Source organism: Kribbella sindirgiensis (genome assembly GCF_004331435.1).
Lineage (GTDB): Bacteria > Actinomycetota > Actinomycetes > Propionibacteriales > Kribbellaceae > Kribbella > Kribbella sindirgiensis.
Window position 1 is genome coordinate 81,042 of record NZ_SJKA01000016.1, and the last position, 24,352, is coordinate 105,393.

Annotated in this window: 22 protein-coding genes; 14 read left to right on the forward strand and 8 right to left on the reverse strand. The window is 70.1% G+C overall.

Translation table 11 applies throughout. From position 1 onward, the window contains the following. Positions 1 to 52: 52 nt before the first annotated feature. Genes E0H50_RS33460 through E0H50_RS33475 form a run of 4 tightly spaced genes read left to right on the forward strand, consistent with a single transcriptional unit; the run spans position 53 to position 4,626 of the window. Positions 53 to 2,026, forward strand: a complete 1,974-nt coding sequence (locus tag E0H50_RS33460; RefSeq protein ID WP_131295003.1) for a potassium transporter Kup — start codon at positions 53 to 55, stop codon at positions 2,024 to 2,026. Beyond that, complete coding sequence (locus E0H50_RS33465; RefSeq protein WP_131295004.1) at positions 2,026 to 2,874, forward strand: helix-turn-helix domain-containing protein; 849 nt, start codon at positions 2,026 to 2,028, stop codon at positions 2,872 to 2,874. Before E0H50_RS33460 ends, E0H50_RS33465 begins: the two co-directional genes overlap by 1 nt. Then, entirely contained in the window at positions 2,855 to 4,075 is a 1,221-nt protein-coding gene (locus tag E0H50_RS33470) for an FAD-binding oxidoreductase (RefSeq protein WP_131295005.1), read from the forward strand. Before E0H50_RS33465 ends, E0H50_RS33470 begins: the two co-directional genes overlap by 20 nt. Next, positions 4,072 to 4,626, forward strand: coding sequence for a dihydrofolate reductase family protein (locus E0H50_RS33475; protein WP_131295006.1), 555 nt, complete (start codon positions 4,072 to 4,074; stop codon positions 4,624 to 4,626). The genes E0H50_RS33470 and E0H50_RS33475 overlap by 4 nt, the downstream gene beginning before the upstream one ends. A 182-nt stretch (positions 4,627 to 4,808) precedes the next feature. On the opposite strand, the gene E0H50_RS33480 is transcribed toward E0H50_RS33475, so the two are convergent. Further along, the gene (locus E0H50_RS33480) at positions 4,809 to 5,423 is read right to left on the reverse strand and encodes a maleylpyruvate isomerase family mycothiol-dependent enzyme (protein ID WP_131295007.1); all 615 of its coding nucleotides are present in this window, start codon (positions 5,421 to 5,423) and stop codon (positions 4,809 to 4,811) included. An 85-nt stretch (positions 5,424 to 5,508) separates the two neighbouring features. On the opposite strand from E0H50_RS33480, the gene E0H50_RS33485 reads away from it, so the two are divergent. From E0H50_RS33485 to E0H50_RS33510, 6 genes are all read left to right on the forward strand, one after another. Continuing rightward, positions 5,509 to 6,723, forward strand: coding sequence for a helix-turn-helix domain-containing protein (locus E0H50_RS33485; protein WP_131295008.1), 1,215 nt, complete (start codon positions 5,509 to 5,511; stop codon positions 6,721 to 6,723). A gap of 145 nt (positions 6,724 to 6,868) precedes the next feature. After that, complete coding sequence (locus E0H50_RS33490; protein ID WP_131295009.1) at positions 6,869 to 8,749, forward strand: outer membrane protein assembly factor BamB family protein; 1,881 nt, start codon at positions 6,869 to 6,871, stop codon at positions 8,747 to 8,749. After that, positions 8,746 to 10,692 (forward strand): NHL repeat-containing protein, encoded by a 1,947-nt coding sequence (locus E0H50_RS33495; RefSeq protein ID WP_131295010.1) that lies wholly within the window; start codon positions 8,746 to 8,748, stop codon positions 10,690 to 10,692. Before E0H50_RS33490 ends, E0H50_RS33495 begins: the two co-directional genes overlap by 4 nt. 14 nt (positions 10,693 to 10,706) lie before the next feature. Then, a complete protein-coding gene (locus E0H50_RS33500; RefSeq protein WP_131295011.1) occupies positions 10,707 to 11,939 on the forward strand; it encodes a DegT/DnrJ/EryC1/StrS family aminotransferase in 1,233 nt (410 codons plus the stop codon). Next, entirely contained in the window at positions 11,936 to 12,664 is a 729-nt protein-coding gene (locus tag E0H50_RS33505; protein WP_131295012.1) for an amidohydrolase family protein, read from the forward strand. The genes E0H50_RS33500 and E0H50_RS33505 overlap by 4 nt, the downstream gene beginning before the upstream one ends. Beyond that, entirely contained in the window at positions 12,658 to 13,389 is a 732-nt protein-coding gene (locus E0H50_RS33510; RefSeq protein ID WP_131295013.1) for an amidohydrolase family protein, read from the forward strand. The genes E0H50_RS33505 and E0H50_RS33510 overlap by 7 nt, the downstream gene beginning before the upstream one ends. A 16-nt stretch (positions 13,390 to 13,405) precedes the next feature. Here the strand turns inward: E0H50_RS33510 and E0H50_RS33515 are convergent, their stop codons facing one another. From E0H50_RS33515 to E0H50_RS33535, 5 genes are all read right to left on the reverse strand, one after another. Next, complete coding sequence (locus E0H50_RS33515) at positions 13,406 to 13,927, reverse strand: GNAT family N-acetyltransferase (protein ID WP_131295014.1); 522 nt, start codon at positions 13,925 to 13,927, stop codon at positions 13,406 to 13,408. 47 nt (positions 13,928 to 13,974) lie between these two features. Next, positions 13,975 to 14,328, reverse strand: a complete 354-nt coding sequence (locus tag E0H50_RS33520) for a hypothetical protein (RefSeq protein WP_131295015.1) — start codon at positions 14,326 to 14,328, stop codon at positions 13,975 to 13,977. Between the two features lie 70 nt (positions 14,329 to 14,398). After that, on the reverse strand, positions 14,399 to 15,187 hold the full coding sequence (locus E0H50_RS33525) for a CPBP family intramembrane glutamic endopeptidase (RefSeq protein ID WP_131295016.1): 789 nt from the start codon (positions 15,185 to 15,187) through the stop codon (positions 14,399 to 14,401). A 22-nt stretch (positions 15,188 to 15,209) separates the two neighbouring features. Then, positions 15,210 to 16,526, reverse strand: a complete 1,317-nt coding sequence (locus tag E0H50_RS33530; protein WP_131295017.1) for a DUF1266 domain-containing protein — start codon at positions 16,524 to 16,526, stop codon at positions 15,210 to 15,212. Positions 16,527 to 16,552: 26 nt separating this feature from the next. After that, on the reverse strand, positions 16,553 to 17,131 hold the full coding sequence (locus E0H50_RS33535; RefSeq protein ID WP_131295018.1) for a TetR/AcrR family transcriptional regulator: 579 nt from the start codon (positions 17,129 to 17,131) through the stop codon (positions 16,553 to 16,555). A 46-nt stretch (positions 17,132 to 17,177) separates the two neighbouring features. Here E0H50_RS33535 and E0H50_RS33540 point away from each other — a divergent pair, with 46 nt between their 5' ends. Next, entirely contained in the window at positions 17,178 to 19,592 is a 2,415-nt protein-coding gene (locus tag E0H50_RS33540) for a beta-glucosidase H (RefSeq protein ID WP_131295019.1), read from the forward strand. Positions 19,593 to 19,610: 18 nt separating this feature from the next. On the opposite strand, the gene E0H50_RS33545 is transcribed toward E0H50_RS33540, so the two are convergent. Then, positions 19,611 to 20,582 (reverse strand): ArsR/SmtB family transcription factor, encoded by a 972-nt coding sequence (locus E0H50_RS33545; protein WP_131295020.1) that lies wholly within the window; start codon positions 20,580 to 20,582, stop codon positions 19,611 to 19,613. 59 nt (positions 20,583 to 20,641) lie between these two features. Between E0H50_RS33545 and E0H50_RS33550 the strand changes: the two genes are divergently transcribed. The 3 genes from E0H50_RS33550 to E0H50_RS33560 are packed head-to-tail and all read left to right on the forward strand — an operon-like array spanning position 20,642 to position 23,275. Beyond that, positions 20,642 to 21,868: an MFS transporter gene (locus tag E0H50_RS33550; protein ID WP_165547390.1), complete on the forward strand. Its 1,227-nt coding sequence runs from the start codon at positions 20,642 to 20,644 to the stop codon at positions 21,866 to 21,868. Beyond that, entirely contained in the window at positions 21,807 to 22,622 is an 816-nt protein-coding gene (locus E0H50_RS33555; protein WP_131295022.1) for an ABC transporter ATP-binding protein, read from the forward strand. Before E0H50_RS33550 ends, E0H50_RS33555 begins: the two co-directional genes overlap by 62 nt. Beyond that, entirely contained in the window at positions 22,619 to 23,275 is a 657-nt protein-coding gene (locus tag E0H50_RS33560) for a hypothetical protein (RefSeq protein WP_131295023.1), read from the forward strand. The genes E0H50_RS33555 and E0H50_RS33560 overlap by 4 nt, the downstream gene beginning before the upstream one ends. Before the next feature lie 18 nt (positions 23,276 to 23,293). Here the strand turns inward: E0H50_RS33560 and E0H50_RS33565 are convergent, their stop codons facing one another. Further along, complete coding sequence (locus tag E0H50_RS33565) at positions 23,294 to 24,352, reverse strand: LacI family DNA-binding transcriptional regulator (protein ID WP_131295024.1); 1,059 nt, start codon at positions 24,350 to 24,352, stop codon at positions 23,294 to 23,296.

Below are 24,352 nucleotides of genomic sequence, written 5' to 3' on the forward strand. Positions count from 1 at the left end.
GACGGCTCGACATGCACAGCGCTAGCTCCCTGGACGGGTATCGTGCCAGGACGTGACGGAACAGAAGGCGGAGACGGTCGGGCCGCAAGGCGACCGGCCCACCGCCCACAGCACGGCCCACGACACGGCGCTCCACACCGCGAAGCTCGCAGTGGTGGTCGGCGCGCTCGGGGTCGTTTTCGGTGACATCGGCACCAGCCCGATCTACACCCTGCAGACGGTCTTCAACCCCGAGGACCCGCACCCGGTGCCGCTCAGCGACCACAACGTGTACGGCGTGGTGTCGCTGATCTTCTGGTCGGTGATGATCATCGTCACTGTCACGTACATCCTGCTCACGATGCGCGCGGACAACAACGGCGAGGGCGGCGTGGTCGCGCTGATCACGCTGCTCCGCAAGTGGCGCCGTACGCATCCGAGCCGGAAGGCCGCCGCGCTGCTGGCGACGGTCGGCCTGTTCGGCGCGTCGCTGTTCTTCGGCGACGGCATGATCACGCCGGCGATCTCGGTGCTGTCCGCGGTCGAGGGACTCAAAACCGTGGAGCCGTCCCTGGGCGAGTACGTGGTCCCGATCACCGCGGTGATCATCGTCGGGCTGTTCATGGTCCAGCGCCGCGGGACCGAGTCCATCGGCCGGGCGTTCGGGCCGGTGATGATCCTGTGGTTCGCCGTGATCGGCGCGGCCGGGATCGGCGGCATCCTCGAGCACACCGCGATCCTCAAGGCGCTCTCCCCGACGTACGCGATCAGCTTCCTGGCCGGGCATTTCCACATCGCGTTCTTCGCGCTGGCGGCGGTCGTGCTGTCGATCACCGGCGCCGAGGCGCTGTACGCCGACATGGGGCACTTCGGCCGGAAGGCGATCAGCCGCGGCTGGCTGTTCCTGGTGCTGCCGGCTCTCACGCTCAGTTACCTGGGCCAGGGCGCGCTGATCCTGAAGAACCACGAGAACATCAGCAGCCCGTTCTTCCTGCTGGTGCCGGGCTGGGGCCGGTTGCCGCTGGTACTGCTCGCGACCGCGGCGACCGTGATCGCGTCCCAGGCCGTGATCACCGGGGCCTATTCGGTGATGGCCCAGGCCGCCCGGCTGGGGTACCTGCCCAGGCTCCGGGTGACGCACACCTCGGCGACGACGATCGGCCAGATCTACGTGCCGTTCGTGAACTGGCTGCTGTTCGTGTCGGTCCTGACGCTGATCTTCGCGTTCCGCAGTTCGGCCGCGCTGGCGTACGCGTACGGCATGACCGTGACCGGGACGATCACCATCACCACACTGCTGTTCTTCTACGTCGCGCACTACCGCTGGAACGTGCCGCGGTGGCTGATCCTGGCCGGCGCCGTACCGCTGCTGCTGATCGACGGGCTGTTCATCGCGGCCAACCTGACGAAGCTGCTGCACGGCGCGTGGCTGCCGCTGCTGATTGCGCTCACCTCGTTCACGGTGATGACGACCTGGCAGCGCGGCCGGGAGGTCGTCACCCGGGAGCGGGAGCGCGCCGAGGGTTCGCTGCAGGAGTTCATCGACGAGCTGAGGTCCGGCAAGCTGCCGGTCCGTACGGTCCCCGGTACGGCGATCTTCCTCAACCGCGGCGGCTCCAGCGCACCGCTCGCGCTCCGGGCGAACGTCGAGCACAACCAGGTCCGGCACGAGCACGTCGTGATCGTCGCGATCGAGACCGAGCCGGTCCCGCGGGTGCCGGACGACCAGCGGGTCACCGTGAACGACCTCGGGTACGGCGACGACGGGATCACGCACGTCACGATCAGGTTCGGGTACATGGAGTCGCCCAACGTCCCCACTGCCCTCGCACGGCTCGAACCGGACGAGTCGGAAGGCCCGCTCGACCTCGAAAAGGCGTCGTACTTCCTGTCGAAGATCGAGCTCCGGCGGGGCAAGGAGCCGACGATGGCGGGGTGGCGCAAGCAGTTGTTCCTCGCCACGTCGCACATCACCGCGGACGCGGCCGAGCACTTCGGGCTGCCGCAGGACCGGACCGTGATCATCGGCTCGCACATCGAGCTCTGATGGACCAGACGTACGACGAGAGCGCGCCGGTGCCCGCACTGGCCGGTCTCGTCCGTACGGTCTGGATCCAGCGCACCGGATCGCAGCCCTACCCGCAACGGGATCTGCCGACGGGCGGGGTCGAACTGCACTGCCCGATCGGCGGCGTACCGCGGCTGATCGGGCCGCTGACCCGGGCGCAGCTGCAGGTGATCCCGCCGCGGACGACGATCGTCGGCGTGCGGTTCATGCCCGGCGCGGGGACCCCGATGCTCGGCGTACCGGCGGACGAGCTGGTCGATTGCGCCGTGGAGCTCTGGGGTCCGGCGGCGGACGCGCTCGGGTCCGCGGTGGCTGAGGCGGCTGATCCGCAGGCGGCGTTGCTCGCGGTGCAGAGGTACCTGACCGCGCAGCCGCTACGGCCGGATCCGGTGGTGGCGGAGATGGTGCGGCGGTTGATGCCGTGGGAGCCGACTGGGATTGCGCCGCTGGCGGACTCGTTGGCATTGTCGGAGAGCCAGCTGCGGCGGCGGTGCCTGGCGGCGACCGGGGTGGGGCCGAAGACCTTGCAGCGGACACTGCGGTTCCAGGGGTATCTCGCGCTGGCACAGGCCGGATTCGGGAGCGGGTTGTCGGACCTCGCGGCCGAGACCGGGTACGCCGACCACGCGCACCTGACCCGGGAATGCGTACGGCTGACCGGCTTGACACCGCGCGAGTTGCTCGGCGACAAGGCGGACCGCTGCGACTGCGGTCACGACCATTCGGCGTCGTACCGGCCGTTCCTCGCCGAGTGGTACGCCCGTTTCGTTCAAGCGCGACCCGATCGCCGCGTCCTAACGTCGGCCCATGGACCTGCTCGGGCCTGACCACCCGCTGTACGACGTACTCCGGAAGCCGGCGCTACCGCAGTACGACGACATCCGCCCCGCGGCGATCGCACAGTGCTCCTCCACGGCCGACGTGATCGAGGCGCTCTCGTACGCCCGCTCCGCCGGTCTCCCGGTCACCCCACGCGGCGGCGGCCACTGCTTCGCCGGCCGCTCCTCCACCACCGGCCTGATGCTCGACCTGTCCCCGCTGTCGTCCGTCTCAGTCACCGGGGCGTCGGCGACAATCGGGGCGGGAGCTCGGCTTGCCGCGGTGTACCGGGGGTTGCACGAGTACGGGCTGACGATTCCGGCCGGATGTGGGCCGACGGTCGGGATCGCGGGGTTGACCTTGGGCGGCGGGCTCGGGCTGCTCGGGCGCCGGTACGGGCTGACCTGCGATCGCCTCGTCGCCGCCACTGTCGTCCTCGCGGACGGCAACGTCCTCACGTGTGACGCGGACCGGAACCCCGACCTGTTCTGGGCCCTCCGCGGCTCCGGCGGCGGCCAGTTCGGCGTGGTCACCTCCCTGACCTTCGCCGCCGTACCGTCGCCCACCGCGACCCGCTTCAAACTCACCTGGCCACGCAGTCACGCCGCGGAGGTGATCGCGGCCTGGCAGCTCTGGGTCCCCGACGCACCTGACGACCTCACCGCGAGCCTGACCGTCAACGCCGCCGAGGTGCAGATCTTCGGCGCCACCCTCGCCACCTTCGATCCGGGCCCTCTCGCCGCCCCCGAGATCGACCTGCGTACCGATCTCTCCTGGCCTGCGCTCAAGGCCAGCCTCTCCGAAGGCGATCCGGACACCCGCATCATCCACAGCAAGTCCGAGTTCTTCCGCACCCCGCTACCGCCGGACGCGATCACCGAGCTCCTCGGCACCGGCTGCGACCTCAACTTCACCCCGATGGGCGGCGCCTACAACCGCGTCCCCGTCGACGCAACGGCCTTCGCGCACCGCACAGAGCGCTTTCTCCTCGAACACGCGGGCCCCGACCGGAACGCCGTACGCCGCTCCTGGTCCATTGCCCACCCGTACGCCTCCGGGGCCGTCTACCCCAACTTCCCGGACCCCGACCTGACCGACTGGCACACCGCCTACCACGGGCCGAACTATCCCCGCCTCCGCGACCTCAAGGCCGAGTACGACCCCGCCGGCGTGTTCCAGTTCCCCCAATCCTTAGGAGGTTCCAGATGATCCGCCTCTACATGTCCATGTCGCTCGACGGCTTCGTGGTCGGTCCCGACGACAGTCCTGAGAACCCGATGGGAGTCGGCGGGTTCCGCCTGTTCAACTGGCTCGACGACCGCAACTCCGACGGACCGAGCGGGCAGGTGGTCCGCGAGTCGCTGGCCACCGGTGCGCTGATCGCGGGTCGCCGTACGTACGAGCACGCCGGCCGCTGGAACGGCGACCACCACGACGGCGTCCCGATGTTCATTCTCACCCACCACGTCGACGACGAACCGCCGGGCAGCGCCGTCTACGTGACCGACGTCGCCGACTGCGCCGCCCGGGCGCTGGCCGCCGCCGGCGACCGCGACGTGATGGTCCACGGCGCCGGCGCCGGCCAGGCCCTCCTCCGCGCCGGTCTCCTCGACGAGCTCGAACTGCACGTCGTCAACGTGCTCCTCGGCCAGGGCCGTCGCCTCTTCGACAACCTCCCAGCCGAGTACATCGAGCTCGAACAAGTCCGCCAGCTCCCCGCCCGCGACGTCACCCACCTCCGCTACCGCGTCGTGAAATGACCCCCGAGAAAGCCCAGCTGCTCGAGGTAGCCGCCCGTCTTGATGGTGGAGGCGGGAGTTGGTTCCGCCCAAGCACCTCCGCCGCACTGCCTGTCGTCGTGTGTCGTCTTTGTGCACGGCTCGACCACGAAACCGGCCCGGGAATGGTTGGTGGGTGCACAAAGATGCCTTCGGCAGACCGGTTAGAGCCAGGCCGGAAGAGGCTCTGCGGGCTCGCCGTCCGGTCCCGTGACGTCAGCGTACGAACGGCCGGCCAGGTAGGCGGCGATCTCGGAGACCGGGCCGTGGACCTCTGGTACGTCGCCGCGCTGCGTGCGGATGTCTGCGCACAGCGCCTCGAGGAAGTCGGCCGGGAGATCGGCGAACGTGATCCCCGCGCCGAAGTCGACGGCGTGGATGAGAACCTCGCGAGACCGCATCCACCGGATCTCGGACGCCGGGATCGGGGCGCCGCGCGAGGTCCGGACCTGCGTCCGCCACTGCTCGTCCGTCAACGTCGCCATCGCCGCCGCGAGCCCGGCCGCCGACTCGTCGAACCAGTCCCGCAGCTCGCCTGCCGGTCGCGCGGTGGCCTGCTCGATATCCGCGTTCCGCGCCTCGGCGGACGGATACATCGGCCGTTCCTCGCCGGTGCGGGCCCAGTGCACCAGGTTCCCCAGCGCCTCGGCGTTCAGCGACAGGTGGGCCGCAACATGCCGCCGCGACCAGCCCGGCAGCGACGACGGCGCCTCCAGGTCACCGAGTGCTCCGCGGCACAGCGCCGTACCTTCGTCGATCCACTCCAGAACGCGCTCCATGAGGCGAACGTAGCCGACCACGGCGCGGGTTCTTGCAGCGGTGCGGTGTTGTGGTGAGACTGACCCCCATGGAGGGGACCCGCGCGTGGTGACGACGATCGGAGTAGTAGGACCGTCGGACCTGGTCACCTCCACCAGCCGCATCATCAAGGGACTGCGCGGCGTCGAGGTGGTCCCGCTGCGGTACCGCCGGGAGACCGACACGCCCAAGGTGATGGCCGACGCGCCGGGCAGCGTCGACGCGTGGCTGTTCACCGGCGTCGTCCCGTACCAGATCGCCGCCGCGCAGGACCTCCTGGACCGCCCGGCCGCGCACGTCGAGTACACCGGCGCGACGCTGATGCGCGCCCTGGTCCAACTGCTCCGCGAGGGTCACGACGTGACGTCGCTCAGCATCGACGTACTCGACGAGGCCGATGTCCGGGAGACGTTCGACGAGGTCGGGCTCCCGATGCGCGGTGTCCGTGTCCTGCCGTACCGGCCGGGTCTCAGCCTCGACGAGATCGTCGAGTTCCACCACGAGGCCGGCGCGACCGTCGCGATCACCTGTCTGCGGTCGGCGTACGAGAAGCTCCGGACCGAGCAGACCACGCTGCGTCTCGCTCCGTCGGTGCACTCGGTACGGGCCGCGGTCAACAGGTTGCTCCTGGTTCACGACGCTTTGCGCAGTGACGATGCGCAGATCGCGCTCGGCCTGGTCGAGATGTCGCCGGACGCAGAGAGCGCTCTCCAGCGCGAAGCGGGCTCACTCGGCGGCAGCGTCATCCGGTACGACGACAAGCGGTGGCTCGTGGTGGCCACCCGCGGACCGCTCGAACAAGCAACCGCGGCGTTCACGGAACTCGGCATGCTGACCCGGTTGAAGGAGCAGTTCGGGCCGGTCCGGATCGGGTTCGGCATCGGCGGGTCCGGGACCGAGACCGAGGCGCTGGCCCGCCGGGCACTCGGCCGCGCGAAGACCGCCGGACGGACGGCGGCCGTCGTGTCGCTGCGCAACGACATCGATCTCGTGCTGGTCGGCGGCGCGCCGCCACGCGCCCAGCAGCGCTCGAAACTACAGCTGCTCGCGCAACGCGCCGGCCTCTCGAAGGCAACGCTCGAACGGCTCCAGGAGCTGGTCCGCGCCACTCCCGAGGACGGTTTGACCACGCGCTCCGTGGCCGATTACCTCGGCATCCAGCCGCGGACCGCGCGCCGCGTCCTGAACCGCCTCGAGCGCGCCGGACTGGCCGATGCCACCGGCACCCAGCTCGGCACCGGCAGCGGCCGCCCGCTCGTCGTTTATCGCGTTCATCTCTGATTGTTTCCCGAACGGTTGACGCACTGACGCACGTCCGGCTAATTTCAGCCATGACCGTAATTCGGTGCGTACTGTCCCGGGAGGCCTTGTGGACAAGCGATTCGCACGGGGATTGATCGTTGCTCTGGTCATCTGCGCAGGTTTGGTGAGCGTTTCTGCTCCGGCCGACGCCACTATTCCGGTCGGGACCGAAACTCCGACCGTCACCAGCCTCGGTCCGGCGTCCGCCGTGACCTCGACCAGCGTCGCCGAGCAGGTCGGTGACCGGATCTGGACCATCACCTCCGGCGTCGCACCCGTCCAGGTCGGCGCGTTCGACCCGGTCGGCAAGACCGTCGACCGCAAGTTCTCCCTGCCGACCGGCGCCGGGGCGTGGGCGATGACCCATATCGGCACCGACCTGTACATCGGCCTCTACACCCCCGGTGACGTCTACAAGGTCGACACGACGACCGGCACCGCGGCCAAGGTCGCGCAGTTCGGCTCGTTCGTCTGGTCGATCGCCGCCACCCCGGACGGCAAGATCGTCGCCGGGACCTATCCGGACGGCGCGGTGCACGAATACGACCCGGCCACCGGCGCCACGAGGTCGTACGGCGCCGCCATCGCCGGCGAGCAGTACGTCCGCAGCATCGCCGCCGACGCCACCACGATCTACGCCGGCGTCGGCACGAAGGCGCACCTGATCGCCATCGACCGCGCGACCGGCGACCGGCGCGACGTGCTGCCCGCCAAGTACGCGGACCGTACGTTCGTCGCCACGCTCGCGCTCGACGGGACGAAACTCGCCGCGGGCCTCTCCCCCACCGGCACGATGCTCGTCTTCGACACCACGGACCTGAGCAACCCGGTCGAGGTACAGACACCCGGCGGCGACCAGTACGTCACCGCGATCACCTTGAGCGGCGCTGACGTCTACCTCGGCACACGCCCGTCCGGCACGCTCTACCGGTACCGCGACAACGCGCTGACGCGCCTCGGTTCGCCGTACGACGGTGCGTACTTCAACCGGATCTTCGTCGAGGGTTCGACCATACGGGCCGAGCTGACCAGCCAGGTCGTCGACTTCGACGAGGCGAGCGGGACGTTCAGCGGCACCGACCTGGGTCAGGCCGGGCTGCCACCTGCGCCCGAGCAGCCGATGGCGATCGCCGCGACGCCCACGTCCGTGCTGGTCAGTGGCAAGGCGGGCATCCAGGTCCATGACCTCGCGACCGGCGCCAGCACCCGGACCTTCCTGCCCGGCGAGGCCAAGACCATGACGCCGGTCGGCCGGCAGGTGTACCTCGGTGTGTACACGCTGGCCCGTCTCTGGCAGATGGAACCGGACGGCACCGGCCTGCACGAATTCGGCCGGATCGGCAACGAGCAGACCCGCCCGACCGACGCCGCGTACGACGCCCGCTCACAAACGTGGCTGCTCTCCACCGAGCCCGACTACGGCAAGTACGACGGCACGCTCGTCGAGCAACACCTCGACACCGGTCAGCTCGAGGTGCACCGCGGCGTCCTCCCGCACCAGTCGGTCCGTTCGGTGACGACCGCGGACGGAATCGCGTACCTCGGCGGCGCGACCCGGAACAGCCTCGGCACCGACCCGATTCTGCCCGAGGCGACCGTTGTCGCGTTCGACCAGCGCCGCAACCAGGTGTTGTGGGAGACCGCCGCGCTTGCCGGAGCACAGAGTTACAGCGCCGTCGCGCAGTACCGCGGCCGTCTGTACGTGACCACCGACGACGGCCGCCTCGCAGTCCTCGACCCGCGCACCGGCACCCTCGTCGCCGGCGCCACGCTCGGCACCAGTCAGAGTCGACTGACAATCGCACGCTCCGGCCTGTACGGGACGGACAGCAAACGTGTCTTCAAGATCACGCCGACCACCACCGGAGCCCCGACCGTGAGCACCGTGGTCGACGGGCTCGCCTCGCAGATCTACGGCTACCCGCTCATCACCACGTCGCACGACGGCGCGGCGCTCTACACGATCAAGGGCCGCGACCTCGTCCGCATCGGAGGGCTCCGATGATCATCTCCCGCCGTACCGCTCTCGCCGGCGCCCTGGCCACCGGCGCGCTGACTGCTCTCCCCACCACTGCTCACGCGGAGGACGGACCCATCGACGGTTCAACCCTGCCCACTTCCGGCCCCGCGGTCGTGACGGCCGCCGTCGTTGCGATGGCGGTGCTCGACGGTCATGCGTACGTGATCAGCCGCGGCATCGTGCCGCCCCGGCTGACCGAGGTCGATCTGACCACCCGCCGCGTGACCAGGACGGTCGAGCTGCCGACCGGCGAAGGCGGCTGGGGCATCACGGTTGCCGCCGGCAAGGTCTACTGCGGGCTCTATCCGACCGCCGACGTCTACTGCTTCGACCCGGCCGACGGATCCGTGGTCCACGTCGGAGCGCTCGCCGGTCCCGGCGGATTTGTCTGGGACATGACGACGGCACCCGACGGCCAGGTGTTCGCGGTCAGCTACCCGAACGGCGCGGTCTGGCAGATCGATCCCGCGACCAACGCGGCCACACGGCTCGGAGCCCCGGTCGCCGGAGCGCAGTACGGCCGCTATGTCGGGGCCGCAGGCAACTACGTGTACGCCGGGATCTACACGCCGGCGCAGGTGGTCGGGTACGACCGGAGTACCGGGGTCTTCCGCGACCTCACGCCCGAGACGTCCCGTGGACAGAACTTCGGCCCGTTCGCGGGCGCCGGCGACCGGATCTACGTCGGCAGCAGCCGCGCGTTGCTGAACATGGCGCTCGACGGCAGCGACGTACGGGCTGTGCCGCTACCCGAGGGCCAGTCCAGCGTCGACGCGATCACGGTCGCCGCGGACGGTACGGCGTACCTGACGACCCGGACGTCGGGGACGGTTTGGTCGTGCGGACCGGAGGACACCAGCCTCACCGCGGTGGCGACGCCCGCGCCGTCGGACGAGCATCGCCGTCTCGTGATGCTCGACGCGAGCACGCTGCTCGGCGCGACCGGGTCCGGCGTCCTGTGGTGGCTCGACGTCGCGACCGGTGAGTTCGAACTGCTCGATCTCGTCGACGCCGGGTTCACGCCCGCGCCGGACAAGCCGCAGTCGATCGTGATCGGCGACCCGCATCTGTACGTCGGCGGGCACTGGGTGGTCACCGAGCACGCGATCGACACCGGCGTCACGCGCCGCCTCCGCGTCGCGGGTGAGGCCAAGACGCTGAACTGGGTACGGGGCGAGCTGTACTCCGCCCTGTACCCGAGCACCGAGGTGGTCCGGATCAACCCGCGCACCAAAGAGGTGCACAGCTTCGGCAAGATCGGTCACGAGCAGATCCGGCCGTGGCAGGCCGCGTACGACCCGAAGTCGAAGCTGCTCGCGATCGCGTCCGCACCAGGCACCGGGAAGCTGACCGGCGCACTGACCTTGCTCGACGTACGCACCGGTGAACTCGACGTGCGTTTCGGCGTGCTCCCCGATCAGGGCCTGCTGTCGGTCTCGATCGTCGACGGCATCGCGTACGTCGGCGGGGACGTGGTGGGCGGCGGTGGCGTCCCGCCGACCCGCACCTCGGCCTCGATCGCGGCATTCGACCTGTGCCGTCGCGAACTGCTCTGGACCGCGGAGCCGCTCGCCGGGGAGCGCTCCATCCAGAGCGTCGCCGTCCACGACGGCATCCTGTACGGCGTCCTGAAGCGCACCAGCGGCGGCTGGTTCACGTACGACCTGCGCACGGGCGCCGTCGTCCGCGGCGCGAACAAGCTGTCCGGGTACGGCCAGATCCACACTGACCGCACCGGCGTCTACTGTGAAACGAACTTCGGCGGGAACCTGTACCAGCTGGGCCCGGGCCTCAGCAGTGCGAAGCTGCTCGTGAACAAGCTCGGCGACGGGTGGTACACCGTGCCGCAGCTGACCCCGGTGCCTGGCGTCCGGCACAGCGTCTGGGGCCTGGCCGACCGCGATCTCGTCCAACTGCCGTTGCCCTAAGCAAAGGATTCCTGATGGAGAACAGTCAGCTCGCCCGTGACGGCGGGACGCCGGTCCGCACGGAGCCGCTGCCGTCGGTGATGAACGCCAGCGGCCGGCGCTTCGGCGACGACGAGGTCAAGGCGGTCGAGCGAGTGCTGCGCAGCGGCATGCTCTCGGCCACCTGGGGAACGGAGGTTCCCGCGCTCGAGCTGGAGTTCGCGTCGCTGCTCGGCGCCGGGCACGCGGTCGCCTGCAGTTCGGGAACGGCGGCGCTGCACCTGGCCGTCGCCGCCGTGAACCCGGATCCCGGCGACGAGATCATCACCACGCCGATCAGCGACATGGGTACCGTGTTCCCGATCCTCATGCAGAACGCCGTACCGGTGTTCGCGGACGTCGACCCGATCACCGGAAACCTGACGCCCGAGACCGTGGCCGCCGCGATCACCCCGCGCACGAAGGCCGTCATCGTCGTACACCTGTTCGGGAAGCCGGCCGCCGTCCGGGAGTTGCGCGCGCTCTGCGACCAGCACGGGATCCTGCTGATCGAGGACTGCGCGCAGGCATACCTCGCGCCGGTCGGCGACACGTACGTCGGCCGGATCGGCCACATCGGGTGCTTCAGCCTGCAACAGACCAAGCACATCAGCGCCGGCGACGGCGGTCTCGCGGTCACCGACGACGCGCAACGCGCCCGCCGGATGCGGTTGTTCGCGGACAAGGGCTGGCCGCGGGACACCGACGAGCGGACCTACCTGTTCCTCGCGCTCAACTACCGCATGACCGAACTCGTCGCCTCGGTCACGCGCGCGCAGCTCAACCGGCTGCGCGGCGTCGTCCAGGATCGTCGTACGGCGGCGCTCCGGGCAACCGCAGGGATCGCGGACCTGGCCGGGGTCACAGCCCCGCCGGACGGGCAGGACCACGTGTACTGGCAGTACCCGCTCATCATCTCCGAGGCGGCCGGCGACATGCGTGAATGGGCCGCGGCGCTGACCGCCGAGGGCATCCCGGCGAACGGCGGCTACCTGACCAGCCCGCTGTACGCCGCACCTGCGGTCCGCGAGCGGATCACCTACGGCCAGTCCGGGTTCCCGCTGCGGGACGTCTCGTACCCGGTCGGGTTGTGCCCGAACGCAGAGGAACTCATCGACCGGAAGCTGCTCGTCCTCGCCTGGAACGAGAACTACACCGAGTCCGACGTCGACGACATCGTCGCCGCGATCCGCAAGGTCCACAACGCCCTGTCCCGGAAGGCATCATGACCGATACTCCCCTGCTGCTCGACTGCGACATCCTGGTCGGGCACGACGTGACAACGGGGCGCTGGGGCCGGCCCGAGAACGTCGCGAAGGTGTTCGCGGAGAGCGGGATCTCGGGCGGCGTCGTGTCCGGGCTGCGGGCGGTGCACTTCGACGTACGGTCCGGGAACGACGAGGCGCGGCAGGTTGCCGATGGCAACGGCTGGACGACGTGCCCGGTGCTCGACCTGCGCGATCCGCTCGGCGCGGAGAAGGAACTGGAGCGGCAGCTGGCCGGCGACACGCCGCCGCGGGCCGTCCGGCTGGCGCCCACCGCGCAAAGCGTCGAACCGACGTACCCGGCTTTCGGTCATGTGGTGCAACTGCTCGTCGACGCCGGGCTGACGATCTTCACCGAGGGCGACGTCCGCAAGGTCGGCCCGGCGCTGCGCGGGCTCGGCGCGCGCGTGGTGTTCCTCGACACGCATTTCTACTACCTCGGGGACTTCGTGCTGCTGGCCCGGTCCGAGCCTGGGTTCCACACCTCCACCCGGATGCTCACCGGACCGGACGCGCTGGAGATCGTGGCCGCGGAGGTCGGCGCCGAGCGGCTCGTGCTCGGGTGCCGGACGCCGTTCCACGAGACCCGCTCGGTGATCCGCCGGCTGCTCTCGTCGAAGCTCAGCGCGGACGAGATCGCCCAGGCCGGAAGCCGCAGCCTCACGACCTTGCTGGAGCCCGCATGCTGATCGACGTACACGCCCACTGGGGACCGTGGTTCTTCTCGATGGACGTCGCGAGCATCGACACCAACATCGACGGACTCGACCGGTTCGGCATCGACCTCCAACTGGTCTCCGCGATCGAGGCCATCGTGTACGACGCCCCGCTCGGCAACCGCTCGCTCGCGGAGCAGCTTCCGGCCGATCCGCGGCTGCGCGGGATGATCGTCGTCGACCCGCGCCGCCTCGACGAGGCCCGCACGGATCTCGACGAGTTCCTCGCCGGCGACGGGCGGACGCGGTGGGTCGGCGCGAAGATCCACACCGAGTACAGCCGGACGCCGATGACGTCGCCCGCGATGCAGGCGGCGATCGAGCTCACCACGGAGTACGGGCTGCCCACCCTCGTACACACCTGGGGCGACACCGTCGTCGATCTCGCCGACGTCGCCGCCCGGGTCCCGGGGGCGCAGGTGCTCGCCGGTCACATGGGCGCGAACGGCTGGCCCCGGGTCCCCGAGGCGGCGGACCGCTGCGACCGGATCTGGTTCGAGCCGTGCTGGTCCGCGCCCGAGGCCAACCGGATCCGCTGGATCCTGGACCGGATCGGTCCCAGCCGGATGATGTTCGGCACCGACGCCACGCTGATCGACCCGTCGATCGCCCTCGGCGCCCTCGAAGCCGCCGACCTAACCCCCGCCGAACACGAGGCCGTCACCCACCGCAACGCCCTCGAACTGTTCGGCCTCTGAACCTCCGCATCCACCGTCAGGGGGTGACGAAGACCACGATGTCGGTTTCGGGGCCGCGGACCTCGGGCTCCTGCCAGCCGAGGTGCCGGTAGAACGCGAGCGCATCGTGGTTCTGGTTCCAGGCGAGGAGCCAGGCTCGCTGGTGCTCTTGGGCGGCCGTTTCGAGGAGGCGGCGGGCCAGACCGGTGCCGCGGGCCTGCGCGAGGACGCCGAGCTCGTCGACCTCGTACGCGCCGATCAGCAGCTCCTCGACCTGCTCCCTGCCGAGCCGGTCGAGAACGCTCCCGTACGCCCGGTCGGTCCGGAACGGCGCCGGCGTCGTCCACCCGGTCAGGAACCCGGCGATCCGCCCGTCCTCCGACCGCTCGATCCACGCCTGGAACCCGTCGCGCTCGACGTCCGTCTCGAGCCGTTTCCGGAACGCGATCCGGGTCTCCTCACGATCGCGCTGCTCGAAGGGCGGCGCCGTGAACACCTCGACGTACGCCGTGGTCAGTTCGTCCGCGATCTCCAGAAGGTCCCGCCCATACGTGTGCACCGCTCCAACCTACCGATGGAACGGTGCGTGCTGCTGGTGCCGCGGCCTCAGCTGGTCGAGGCGGCCGCCGACTGGAGATCCGGCGCAGCGCTCTCCGAGTCCTCCGGAGCCCCGGCAGAAGACCTGGTCGCGGCACCGGGCGCTCCCGGCGTCGCCGCGATCGTCTCCAGTTCGGCGCGGAACTGCGGAAGCATCCAGCGCAGCGGCTGGTCCAGAACACGTGCGATGGCCGCCTCGTCGACCTTCAGCAGGCCGCCGATCCGGGCGAGCGCGTCCGGCTCGTCGGTGGCGGCGTACAGCAGGTGGACGACCTCGTGCCGGTGCGCGAACACGGCGAGTGCCGCGGCCGCGAGACCGGCGTCGATCTCCGGCGGATTCGTGATTTCCCCGTTGACTGTCACGTCATCCTCAACCCGTCCGGGGGCCGATCGGTTACGTGTCAGTCTTTACAGTTGCCCAAACTCTCGCCTGCTAGCTCGGCAGCCAGGACACCTTGCCGAGCAGGTACGTCGCCCCGATCAGCGCGGCCGTGTCGATCAGGGTGTGCGCGACGACGAGCGGCATGATCCGGCCCCACCGCCGGTACAGGTAGCCGAAGATCACGCCCATGATCACGTTTCCCGCGAACCCGCCGAGCCCCTGGTAGAGGTGGTACGAGCCGCGCAGCAACGAACTGGTCCCGATCGAGCGGCGGACCGACCAGCCGAGCTGGTCGAGCCGGTGGTTCAGGTACCCGAGCACGATGACTTCCTCGAGTACGGCGTTCTGCACCGAGACCGCGATCAGGATCGGGATCCGCCACCAGTCGTCGGGCAGCTGGGACGGGTCGACGGTCAGGTTCACGCCGGTCGCGTGTGCACCGATGTAGAACAGCAGCCCCGCTCCCCCGACGGCGGCAGCGATCGCCGTACCGCGCCCGAGGTCGCGGAACCTGTCGCGCAGGTCGAACCCGATCGTCCGGAACGACTCCTTGCCCCGCGCGAGCAGATGACCGACCAGCGCGACCGGCACCAGGGCGGTGACCACCGCGAAGATCTGCCAGGCCAGATCCAGCCACGGCCGGCCCGGCGCGCGCGAACCGACGATCACCGCGGTCTGCCCGCTGATCGGCTTGGACGAGGTCAGCACTCCCGTGAACGAGATGATCGCCGCCACCCCGGACGCCCCGAGCGACAGCGCCAGCACGAGCCAGATCTCCTTGGTCAGCACACGCCGATCCACACCTACCTCGAGTTCGGGCAGGTCAGCAGGCTTCGTCATGGTTCAACTATCTCGCAAGGCCCTAGCGGAACGGCACGGTGCGCCAAGGGCTCTGCTCGACGCTGAGGAGCTGCTCGTGGATGCCGCGGGCCTCGGTGTACCAGTTGCGCGAGTCGTCATCGTCGAACTGGATGCAGCGGCCGAGGATGTAGCCGACGCCGAACTCCTCCCAGGAGGTGTAGCGCCGCTGGGCCTCCTGACTCAGCGCGCGGAGGGCGTCGAACATCTCGGCCTGGGTGCAGAAACGGGTGCTCCGGCCCCAGCGGGCCATGGCGGAGGCGCGGCCCAGGTCCCACGCGGCGGTCGAGCGTACGTAGCCGCCGTCCGGGAGCAGGCGGTCCTCTCGGAAGCGCTCCTCGTAGCGCAGGATCCGGGTAATCAGCTCACCGCGGGCCGCGACGACGGCGTCGAGCTCGGGGTTCGCGCCCGGCTGGGCGGGAGCGCCGGTCTGCGCGACGTACTGGCGGAACCCGGACTCGTCGTACTGCTGCCACTGGGCGGCGTCGACCGGTCCACCGAAGTGGTCGACCAGCCGGTTCCGCGTTCGCAGTACGTCGTCCCACGCCGATGAGCCGACGCCGCGGTCGAGCAGCCGCTGCTGGATCTCCAGCCAGTCCTCGCGGACCTTGACGTCCCACCATCTCTCGATCAGTGCGAGTTCCGCGCTGTAGCCGTTGCCATGGTGCTCCGTCGTGTTCCAGGCGTAGCCGTTCGTGACGCAGAGCTGTGCGCCACAGGCCAGACCGTGCAGGAGGGCGCCCGGCTCAGTGGCGTTGCTCTGACGGGTGATGATGCGGCCGGAGAAGTAGCCCGGCTCCCAGTACTCGTCGTGCAGCTCGAGCATCAGCTGGGTCATCTTGTCACCGAGTTGCAGGGCGTTCTGGCACGGCGTCTCCGGGTTGACGAGCAGGACGTCGACGTCGCCGAGCAGCTGGACCAGGCCGCGCAGCGTGGTGAACTCGTAGACGACTTTCGGGTGCGGGCGAGGCAGCACATCCGCGGTGTAGACCGACATCGCCCGGAGTTCGTCGCCGAGGTCGGCGATGATCGGCTGCCGCTTCGCCGGCTCGTGGTGGGCATGCGTGATCGCCACCGGGTGGTAGACACCGGCGGTCGCGAGAATCGACAGGTACGCGGAGACATCCGGGTCGTCCTTGTCCCGGTAGAGCAGTCGCTCGACCGAGGTCGGCGGTACCCACGCGCCGTCCGCCGGCTCTTCGATCCTCGGGAGCACCTCGTCGTGGTCGTCCGCCTCGCCGACGGCATACCCGGAATCGACCAGGTCGTTGACGATGTCGAAGTCGTCGAAGGGGCCCGGGCCGTCGTCACTCGTGGTCATACCGCAAACCTAGGCGGTGGAGCAGGTCACGCCTCGACGCCGGCCAGAAGGTCGAGCAGGTGGCTGAAGAGGGCGGCGGTGTCGGCCTGCAGTTCGTACTGCGACTGGACCTGGAGGCCGTCGGAGAGGGCGATCAGCAGGGTCGCGATCGTTTCCGGGTCGGCCGCCGGGGTCAGTGTCCCGGCTGCCTGGCGGACGCGGACCGCGTCGGCGAGCGCCTCCCGAATCGCGGCGTACCGCTCCACGAAGTACTCGTGCGAGCCGTGCTCCGGATCGCCGGCCTCGGCGGAGAACGTCGAGTACAACTGCACGAGACCCGGCACCGACCCGTTGTGGCGGATGATCGCGGTCAGGTTGTCGATCGGGTCACCGGCCTCGAACCGGGCCCTGTCCGCCTCGTCGCGGGCCCGCAGCACCGCCTCGAACAGCTGCTCCTTCGAGCCGAAGTAGTGCAGCATCCCGGCCTCGCTGAGCCCGGCCGCGGCGGCGAGCTCGCGCGTCGACGTCTTCCGGTACCCGTGCCGCGCGATCACCTCGAGCGCGGCCCGCAGGATCTCGGCGCGCTTGGCGACACCCTTCGCATAAGGACCCCGGGAACTAGCCATACCCAAAACCTAGCATCACTTGGTTTTCGGACGTACAGTTTTCGCCATGAACTTCGACGACCTGCTCGGCCGCCTCTCCCTGGAGGAGAAGGTCCGGATCCTGACCGGCCAGGATTTCTGGTCCACCCACCCGCTGCCCGCGATCGGGCTGCGTTCGATGGTGCTGTCCGACGGCCCGAGCGGCGTCCGCGGCGCGGTCTGGGACGAGCGCGACCCGTCCCTGAACCTCCCGTCGGCAACCGCCCTGTCGTCGTCCTGGGACGTCGGCATCGCTCATCGGTACGGCGTGGTGTCGGCGCTCGAGGCGCGCCGCAAGAACGTCGACGTGGTGCTCGGCCCGACGATCAACCTGCACCGCTCCCCGCTCGGCGGCCGGCACTTCGAGGCGTTCAGCGAGGACCCGGTGCTGACCGCGGACCTGGCCGCGGCGTACGTCGCCGGCGTGCAGGAGCTCGGCGTCGGCGCGACCCCGAAGCACTACGTGGCGAACGACTTCGAGACCGACCGCTTCACCGCGAACGTCGAGGTCGACGAGCGCACGCTGCGCGAGGTGTACCTGCTGGCCTTCGAGAAGGCGGTCACCGAGTCGAAGGCGTGGCTGGTGATGAGCGCCTACAACTCGATCAACGGCGCGACCGCGTCGGAGAACGACCTGCTCGAGACGCCGCTCAACACCGACTGGGGCTTCGACGGCGTGGTCGTCAGCGACTGGACCGCCGTCCGCAGCGTGGAGAGCGCCAAGCACGCGCAGGACCTGGCGATGCCCGGTCCGGTCGGCGCCTGGGGTGACGCGCTCGTCGAGGCCGTCCGGTCCGGTGAGGTCAAGGAAGACGCGATCGACCGCAAGGTACGCCGCATTCTGGCGCTCGCCGCGCGCGTCGGCGCGCTCGAAGGCACCGAGAAACCCATCGACCCACCGCAGATCGACGGAGTGGCCTTCGCCCGTACGGCAGCAGCCGAAGGCACCGTCCTGCTCCGCAACGAGAACGCGCTGCCCTGGAGCAGCGACGTACAGAAGCTGGCAGTCATCGGCCACAACGCGCGCGACGCGCGGACCCAGGGCGGCGGTAGCGCGACCGTCATCCCGGAGAAGGTCGTCTCGCCGCTCGACGGGCTGCGCGCGGCGCTCCCGGACGCGGAGATCACGTACTCGATCGGCGCGGTCGTCCAGGAAGGTGTCGCCGAGCTCCCGGCCGCCACGATGACGAACCCGCAGTCCGGTCAGCCGGGCGCCCGCGTCCGGTTCCTGAGCGCCGACGGTTCCGAACTGTTCGCCGAGGACCGGTTCTCCAGCGCGCTCGTGTACCTCGGCGGCAACGCGCCGATCGGCGAGTCAGCGGTCTTCGAGTTCCGCACCACCTGGACGCCGAGCGAGTCCGGCGCGATCCAGCTCGGTTTCGCGTCGGTCGGCCACGGCCGGATCTTTGCCGACGGCAAGCTCCTCCGCGAGGACACGGCGGTCCCGGTCGGCAACGACCTGGGCGCCGCGCTGCTCTCGCCGCCGTCGATCTCCGCGCCGCTCGAGGTCACGGCCGGAACGCCGGTCGACGTCCGCGTCGAGCTCGACCTGCCCAAGGTCGAGGGCGGGCTGAGCAACGCGCTCAGCATCACGGTCGGTGTCGAGCCGGGCAACGACGACCCGCAGGCCCTGATCGACGAGGCCGTCGCCGCGGCCCGGGCCGCCGACGTGGCGCTGGTCGTCGTCGGCACCAACTCGAAGGTCGAGTCCGAGGGGTACGACCGGACCTCGCTCGCGCTCCCGGGCCGGCAGGACGACCTGGTCCGTGCGGTCGCGGCCGCGAACCCGCGAACGGTCGTGGTCGTCAACGCCGGCTCCCCGGTGCTCCTCCCCTGGCGGGACGACGTCGCCGCGGTGCTCGCGACGTACTTCGGCGGTCAGGAGTACGGGGACGCGCTCTCCGACGTCCTCCTCGGCCGTACCGAGCCGGGCGGCCGTCTCCCGACCACGTGGCCGCGTACGCAGGAGGACGTCCCGGTCATCAACGTGACCCCGGAGAACGGCGTCGTACGGTACGACGAAGGCATCCATATCGGGTATCGCGCCTGGCTCAAGGCGGGCACCGAGCCGGCGTACGAGTTCGGTCACGGTCTCGGGTACACCACCTGGGAGCTGTCCGACCTGCGCGCGAACGACCCCTCGTCCGTCGCGCTGACCGTGCGCAACACCGGCGACCGGGCCGGCAAGCACGTCGTCCAGGTGTACGTCGAGCGTCCCGGCAGCGCCGTCGACCGCCCGGTGCGCTGGCTGGCCGGTTTCGCCGTCGTACGCCTCGACGCCGGTCAGGCCCGCGAGATCACCGTCAACCTGCACGAGCACGCCTTCGAGCACTGGGACACTGCCGAATCAACGGGCTGGACCACCGAACCCGGCGCCTTCACGATCCGAGCCGGCTCGTCGGTTTCGGACCTACCGCTCTCCACGGAGCTCCAGGTCCGTTAGCTGCCCGGCTGCACGAGCTCAACGGGGCTCGGGGCGGTTCGACGCCGGTCGCCGTACGACACGGCGGCCGGTGTCGGACTGCCAGTACAGCACCGACCGGCCGGAACGGCGGCGTTCGAGCAGTCCGGCGTCGGTCAGGACGCGCAGGTGGTCCGAGACGGTGGCGAGCGACAGACCGGTGGTTGCCACGAGCAACGTCGTGCTCACCGGCTCGGCGGCCTCGGCCAGGATGCGGGCGCGGTTGCGGCCGAGCAACTGCACCAGCGGTTCGTCCGGCGTTGTGGTGGTCGCGAAGATTCCGGTCACGGGGTAGGTCAGTGCATAGCGGTCCGGCAGCCGCCAGCTCACGTTCACACGTTGCGTGTGCGCGGCGAGGAACATCAGATCGCGGCCGCGGACGTCGGTCGGCGGGTAGTCCCAGCGGTTCACCTGGATGCGTCCGTCGCCGAGCCACCGCACATCGGGTCCGAGCCCGCGCAGTACGCCGGACCATCCCTGCTCGCTGAGCCGCGACGTCCGCGACACGACATCGGCCTGCAGTACCCGCAACCGCCGGCGCCAGTCCGGCTCGACCGTCACCCGCCACACCCACCGCAGCAACTCCGCCGCCGCCGCGGACAGCCCGGACGTTTCGCGGACGATGGCCGGCAACGGCGTCCGTACGACGCTGAGATCCGCGCGGATGTGGTCGTCGTCCAAGGATGTCAGGTACGCGAGCTCGGCCTCGATCGTGAGATCGGGCGCGAGCGGCGGAACGGTCAGGAAGTCCGCGGCCCAACTGTCACTGAAGGCGCTGTCGAGCAGCGCTGTCCAGAGCGGATCGGCCGCCAACGCCGCTTCGAACGAAGCCACGTGCGTGTCCTTCCACGGCCGGAACCATGGCTCGACCGGCCGGAGCAACAGCTTCAGCGCGGACACGGTCTCGGTGAGTTGCGACGTACCGAACCGTGCGTTCGCCAAGGTGTCGGCATCGACCATGAACTCGGACAACGTTTCGCCTCCACCCGAAACTGTAGGCGACGCCGGGCCGGCGGTCGATGCTGCCGACCATGAGCACGTACCGGGCGATCTTCGCCAACCCCGAATTCCGGAACCTGTGGATCAGCAGCGCGCTGGGCAACGCGTCCTCGACGATGACCAGCCTGACGCTCGCGATCCTGGTCGACGCCGCGACCGGATCCGCGTTACTCGCGGCGACCATCATGTTCGGACCGTCGCTGGCCCAGGTTCTCGGCGTCTCCACCCTGATGTCCGCTGCGGACACGGCCCGCCCCCGCCGGGTGCTCACGCTGCTCGCGGCGCTGTCGGCGGTCGCGGTCGGCGTCCAGGCTGCAGCCGACCTCTCCCCGGGTCTCCGACTGGTCCTGTCGCTGGCGGTCGCGTACGGGCTCTCGATCGGGGGCGGCGTTCGCTGGGGACTGCTCGGCGAGGTCGTGCAGCCGGACCAGTTCGTGCTCGGCCGATCGGCGATGAACCTGTCGGTCGGCGCGATGCAGATCGCCGGCTTCGGTGTCGCGGGCGTGCTCCTGCAGGCAGTGAGTCCGTCGACCGTGCTCTGGATCGCGACCGGATTCGCCGTACTCGCCATCCCGGTCATCCGCTTCGGCCTCCACGATCGCGCACCGCGCCGGGTCGCGCGCACCGGCCTCGCCGAGACGTGGCGCGGCAACCGCACGCTGCTCGCGCAACGCCGTACGCGCCCGCTGCTGCTCGCACTCACCCTCCCGAACGGCCTCATCGTGGGCTGCGAGGCGCTCTTCGTCCCGTACGCCGGTTCGCGCGCCGGCTGGCTACTCGCGGCCGGTGCCGCCGGGATGATGACCGGCGACCTCGTCGTCGGCCGCTACCTCACCCAGCAGCGCCGCCGTACCGTGGCCCGCTGGCTGCGGTTCCTGCTCGCCGTACCGTTCCTGGGTTTCGCGTTCGATCTCCCCCTGGCGGTGCTCTGCGTACTGGTCGCGGTCGGCAGCAGCGGGTACGCCGCGTCGCTCGCGCAGCAGGAGATCCTCGTCGACCTCACCGCCCCCGAGCTGCGCGGCCAGGTCCTCGGGCTGGAGTCCGCGCTCCGAATGACGACCTTCGGCGTGACCGCGATCCTCGCCGGTGCGATGGCCGACCTGACAGCCGCCGCTCCCACGATGACTGCCTTCGCAGCGGCGTCACTGCTGGTGTCCGTCGCCCTGAGTCGACCGCTTGCCCGGATAGGCTCGCCGCATGGAAGTGGTCCGGCTGCGAAAGGTCTCCAAACGGTTCGGGCGGCGGGAGATCCTGGCTGACGTCGACCTGCACCTGAACGCGGGTGAACTGCTGGCTCTCGTCGGCGCGAACGGTTCCGGCAAGTCGACCGTGCTGCGCTTGATGGTCGGCCTGTCGCGACCGTCAGCGGGAACGGTGCATCGCAACGCCGCCGTGGTGAGCTACGTGCCCGACGTGTTCACGTCCCACGACCGCCTGTCGGCGTCGGCGTACCTGCGGCACATGGGGCGGATCCGCGGACTCAGCACGAGAACGGCGCGCGACCGCTCCCTCGAGTTGCTGGACCGCCTCGCGCTCTCGGGCGGCGCGGACACCCCGATGCGCAAACTGTCGAAAGGCAACGCCCAGAAGGTCGCGCTCGCCCAGGCACTCCTCGATCCGCCGCAGCTGCTCGTCCTCGACGAGCCCTGGGCCGGCCTCGACGCGACCGCCCACTCGACCCTCCGCGAACTCCTCACCGAGACCGCGGAGCAAGGCGCCGCGGTCGCCTTCACCGAACACTCCGCCGAAGTCGTCCGCTCCACCGCAACCCGCGTCTGCGAACTCGACCGCGGCAAACTCACCTCACCGCGCCAGCAGACCGCTCTCACCGAGCTCCACCTGCTCCCCGGCGCCGACCTGGACTGGGACCACCACGCCGACGTCCTGGAGGTACGGCGTACCGAGGCCGGCGTGACCGTGCTGCTGCCGACCGGGACTCACGACGCCGCCCTGCTGACCGCCCTGAACCACGGCTGGTCGGTCGTCAGCGTGCGGCAGGTGAAACCCGAGTGAGCGCGCTCTACCGCTACCTGCTGACCAGCGTCCTGCTCTCCCAGCGGTACCTTCCGCCGACGCTGATCTTCCTCGCCGCGATGGCCGTCGGTACGACGTCGGACAACGGCCCGCTGCAGTCGTCGTACTCGTTCTGTGTGCTGGCGATGCTCGTCTGCACGACCTGGCTCACCGTCAGCATCGTCAACCACGAGGATCCGACCCAGCGGAAGATCACGCTGGTGATGATCGGGAGCTCCCTGCGCGTCCTGACGATGACGGTCGCCGTGGTCATCACCTGGTGCGTCCCGCTGCTGCTGATCGGTCTGGTCTACCCGATCGTCACCGGCAAACACGTCGTCACCGCAGGCGACCTCGCCGTCGGTGCGGCCGCGCAACTCGGCGCGGCGATGACCGGGGTCGCGATCGGCCTGCTCTGCTCACGGCTGGTGATCCCGCGGATCGGCGTCGCGATGCTCACCGCGGCCGCCGCGATCCTCGCCGTCCTCCTGCTCCGCTGGATCTCTCCGATCCGCCCGATCATGACCGTCCTGTCCGACGAGAAGACGGCCGGCGCGAACGCCGTACCGCTGACGCTCCTGGCCGTGCTCTCCGCGATCCTGCTGGCGGCCGCTGTCCTCGCGACAAAGCTCCTGGCCGACCGCAAGGAATGATCAGACTGCGCCCACTGATCAGGACGCCGCGACCGACGACAACCCGTGCGGGGCGGCCGAGCCGCGGATGATCAGCGTGGTGGCCAGCTCGACGTGATGCGAGGCGACCGGCTCCCCCGCGGCGAGCTGCAGCGCGGTCCGTACGGCGACTGCGCCCATCTCACGCAGCGGCTGCCGAACCGTGGTGAGCGGCGGCGAGGCGAGCCGTGCGACCTCGGTGTCGTCGAAACCGACCACGCTGAGATCCTCCGGCACCCGCAGGCCGCGCGCCCGCGCCGCCTCCAGGATCCCGAGCGCGACCTCGTCGCTGCCCGCGAAGATCGCGGTCGGCCGCTCCCGCAGGTCGAGCAGCTTGGTCCCTCCGGCCAGCCCGTCCTCGTACAGGAAGTCGCTCATCCAGACGTACTCGGCCGGGACGTCGGCGCCGACCGACTCCATCGCGCTGCGGTAGCCGCTCAGCCGGGCCTGGTTGCAGCCGGACGTCGGCGGACCCCCGACGTAGCCGATCCGGCGGTGGCCGAGGGACAACAGGTGCTGCGCGGCGGCCATCCCGCCGGCGAAGTTGGTCGAGCCCACGCTGATCACGTCGGGCTCCGGGGTGTGCGCGGGGTCGATGACCACCAGCGGCAACCTGGCGCGGGCCAGCGCGGCGAGGTCGGCGGCGGACAGCTCGCTGGTGACGCCGATCGCGGCCCGGCGCCCGGTGGCAGTCAGCTGCCGGATCCAGCCCGCCGCCCGGCCCGGGGTCGCGCCGCCGCCCGCCGTCGGCGGATGCTTCGGGTGCGAGGTCAGCACGACGTCGACGCCGGCCGCCTGACCAGCGTCGACCACGCCCTGGATCACCTCGACCGAGTAGGCGTTGACGACGCCCTGGTAGAACAGCTCGATCGTGTCCCGGTGCACCGTGTCCGGGCGGCGTCCGACGTACCCGTGCTTCTCGAGGACGTCCTGGACGCGGGCGCGGGTCGACGGCGAGACGTCGCTGCGCCCGTTCAGCACCTTGGAGACCGTGGCGACCGAGACGCCGGCCGATCCGGCCACGGTCGCCAGGGTCACGCGACCCTTCACCGGCGACAT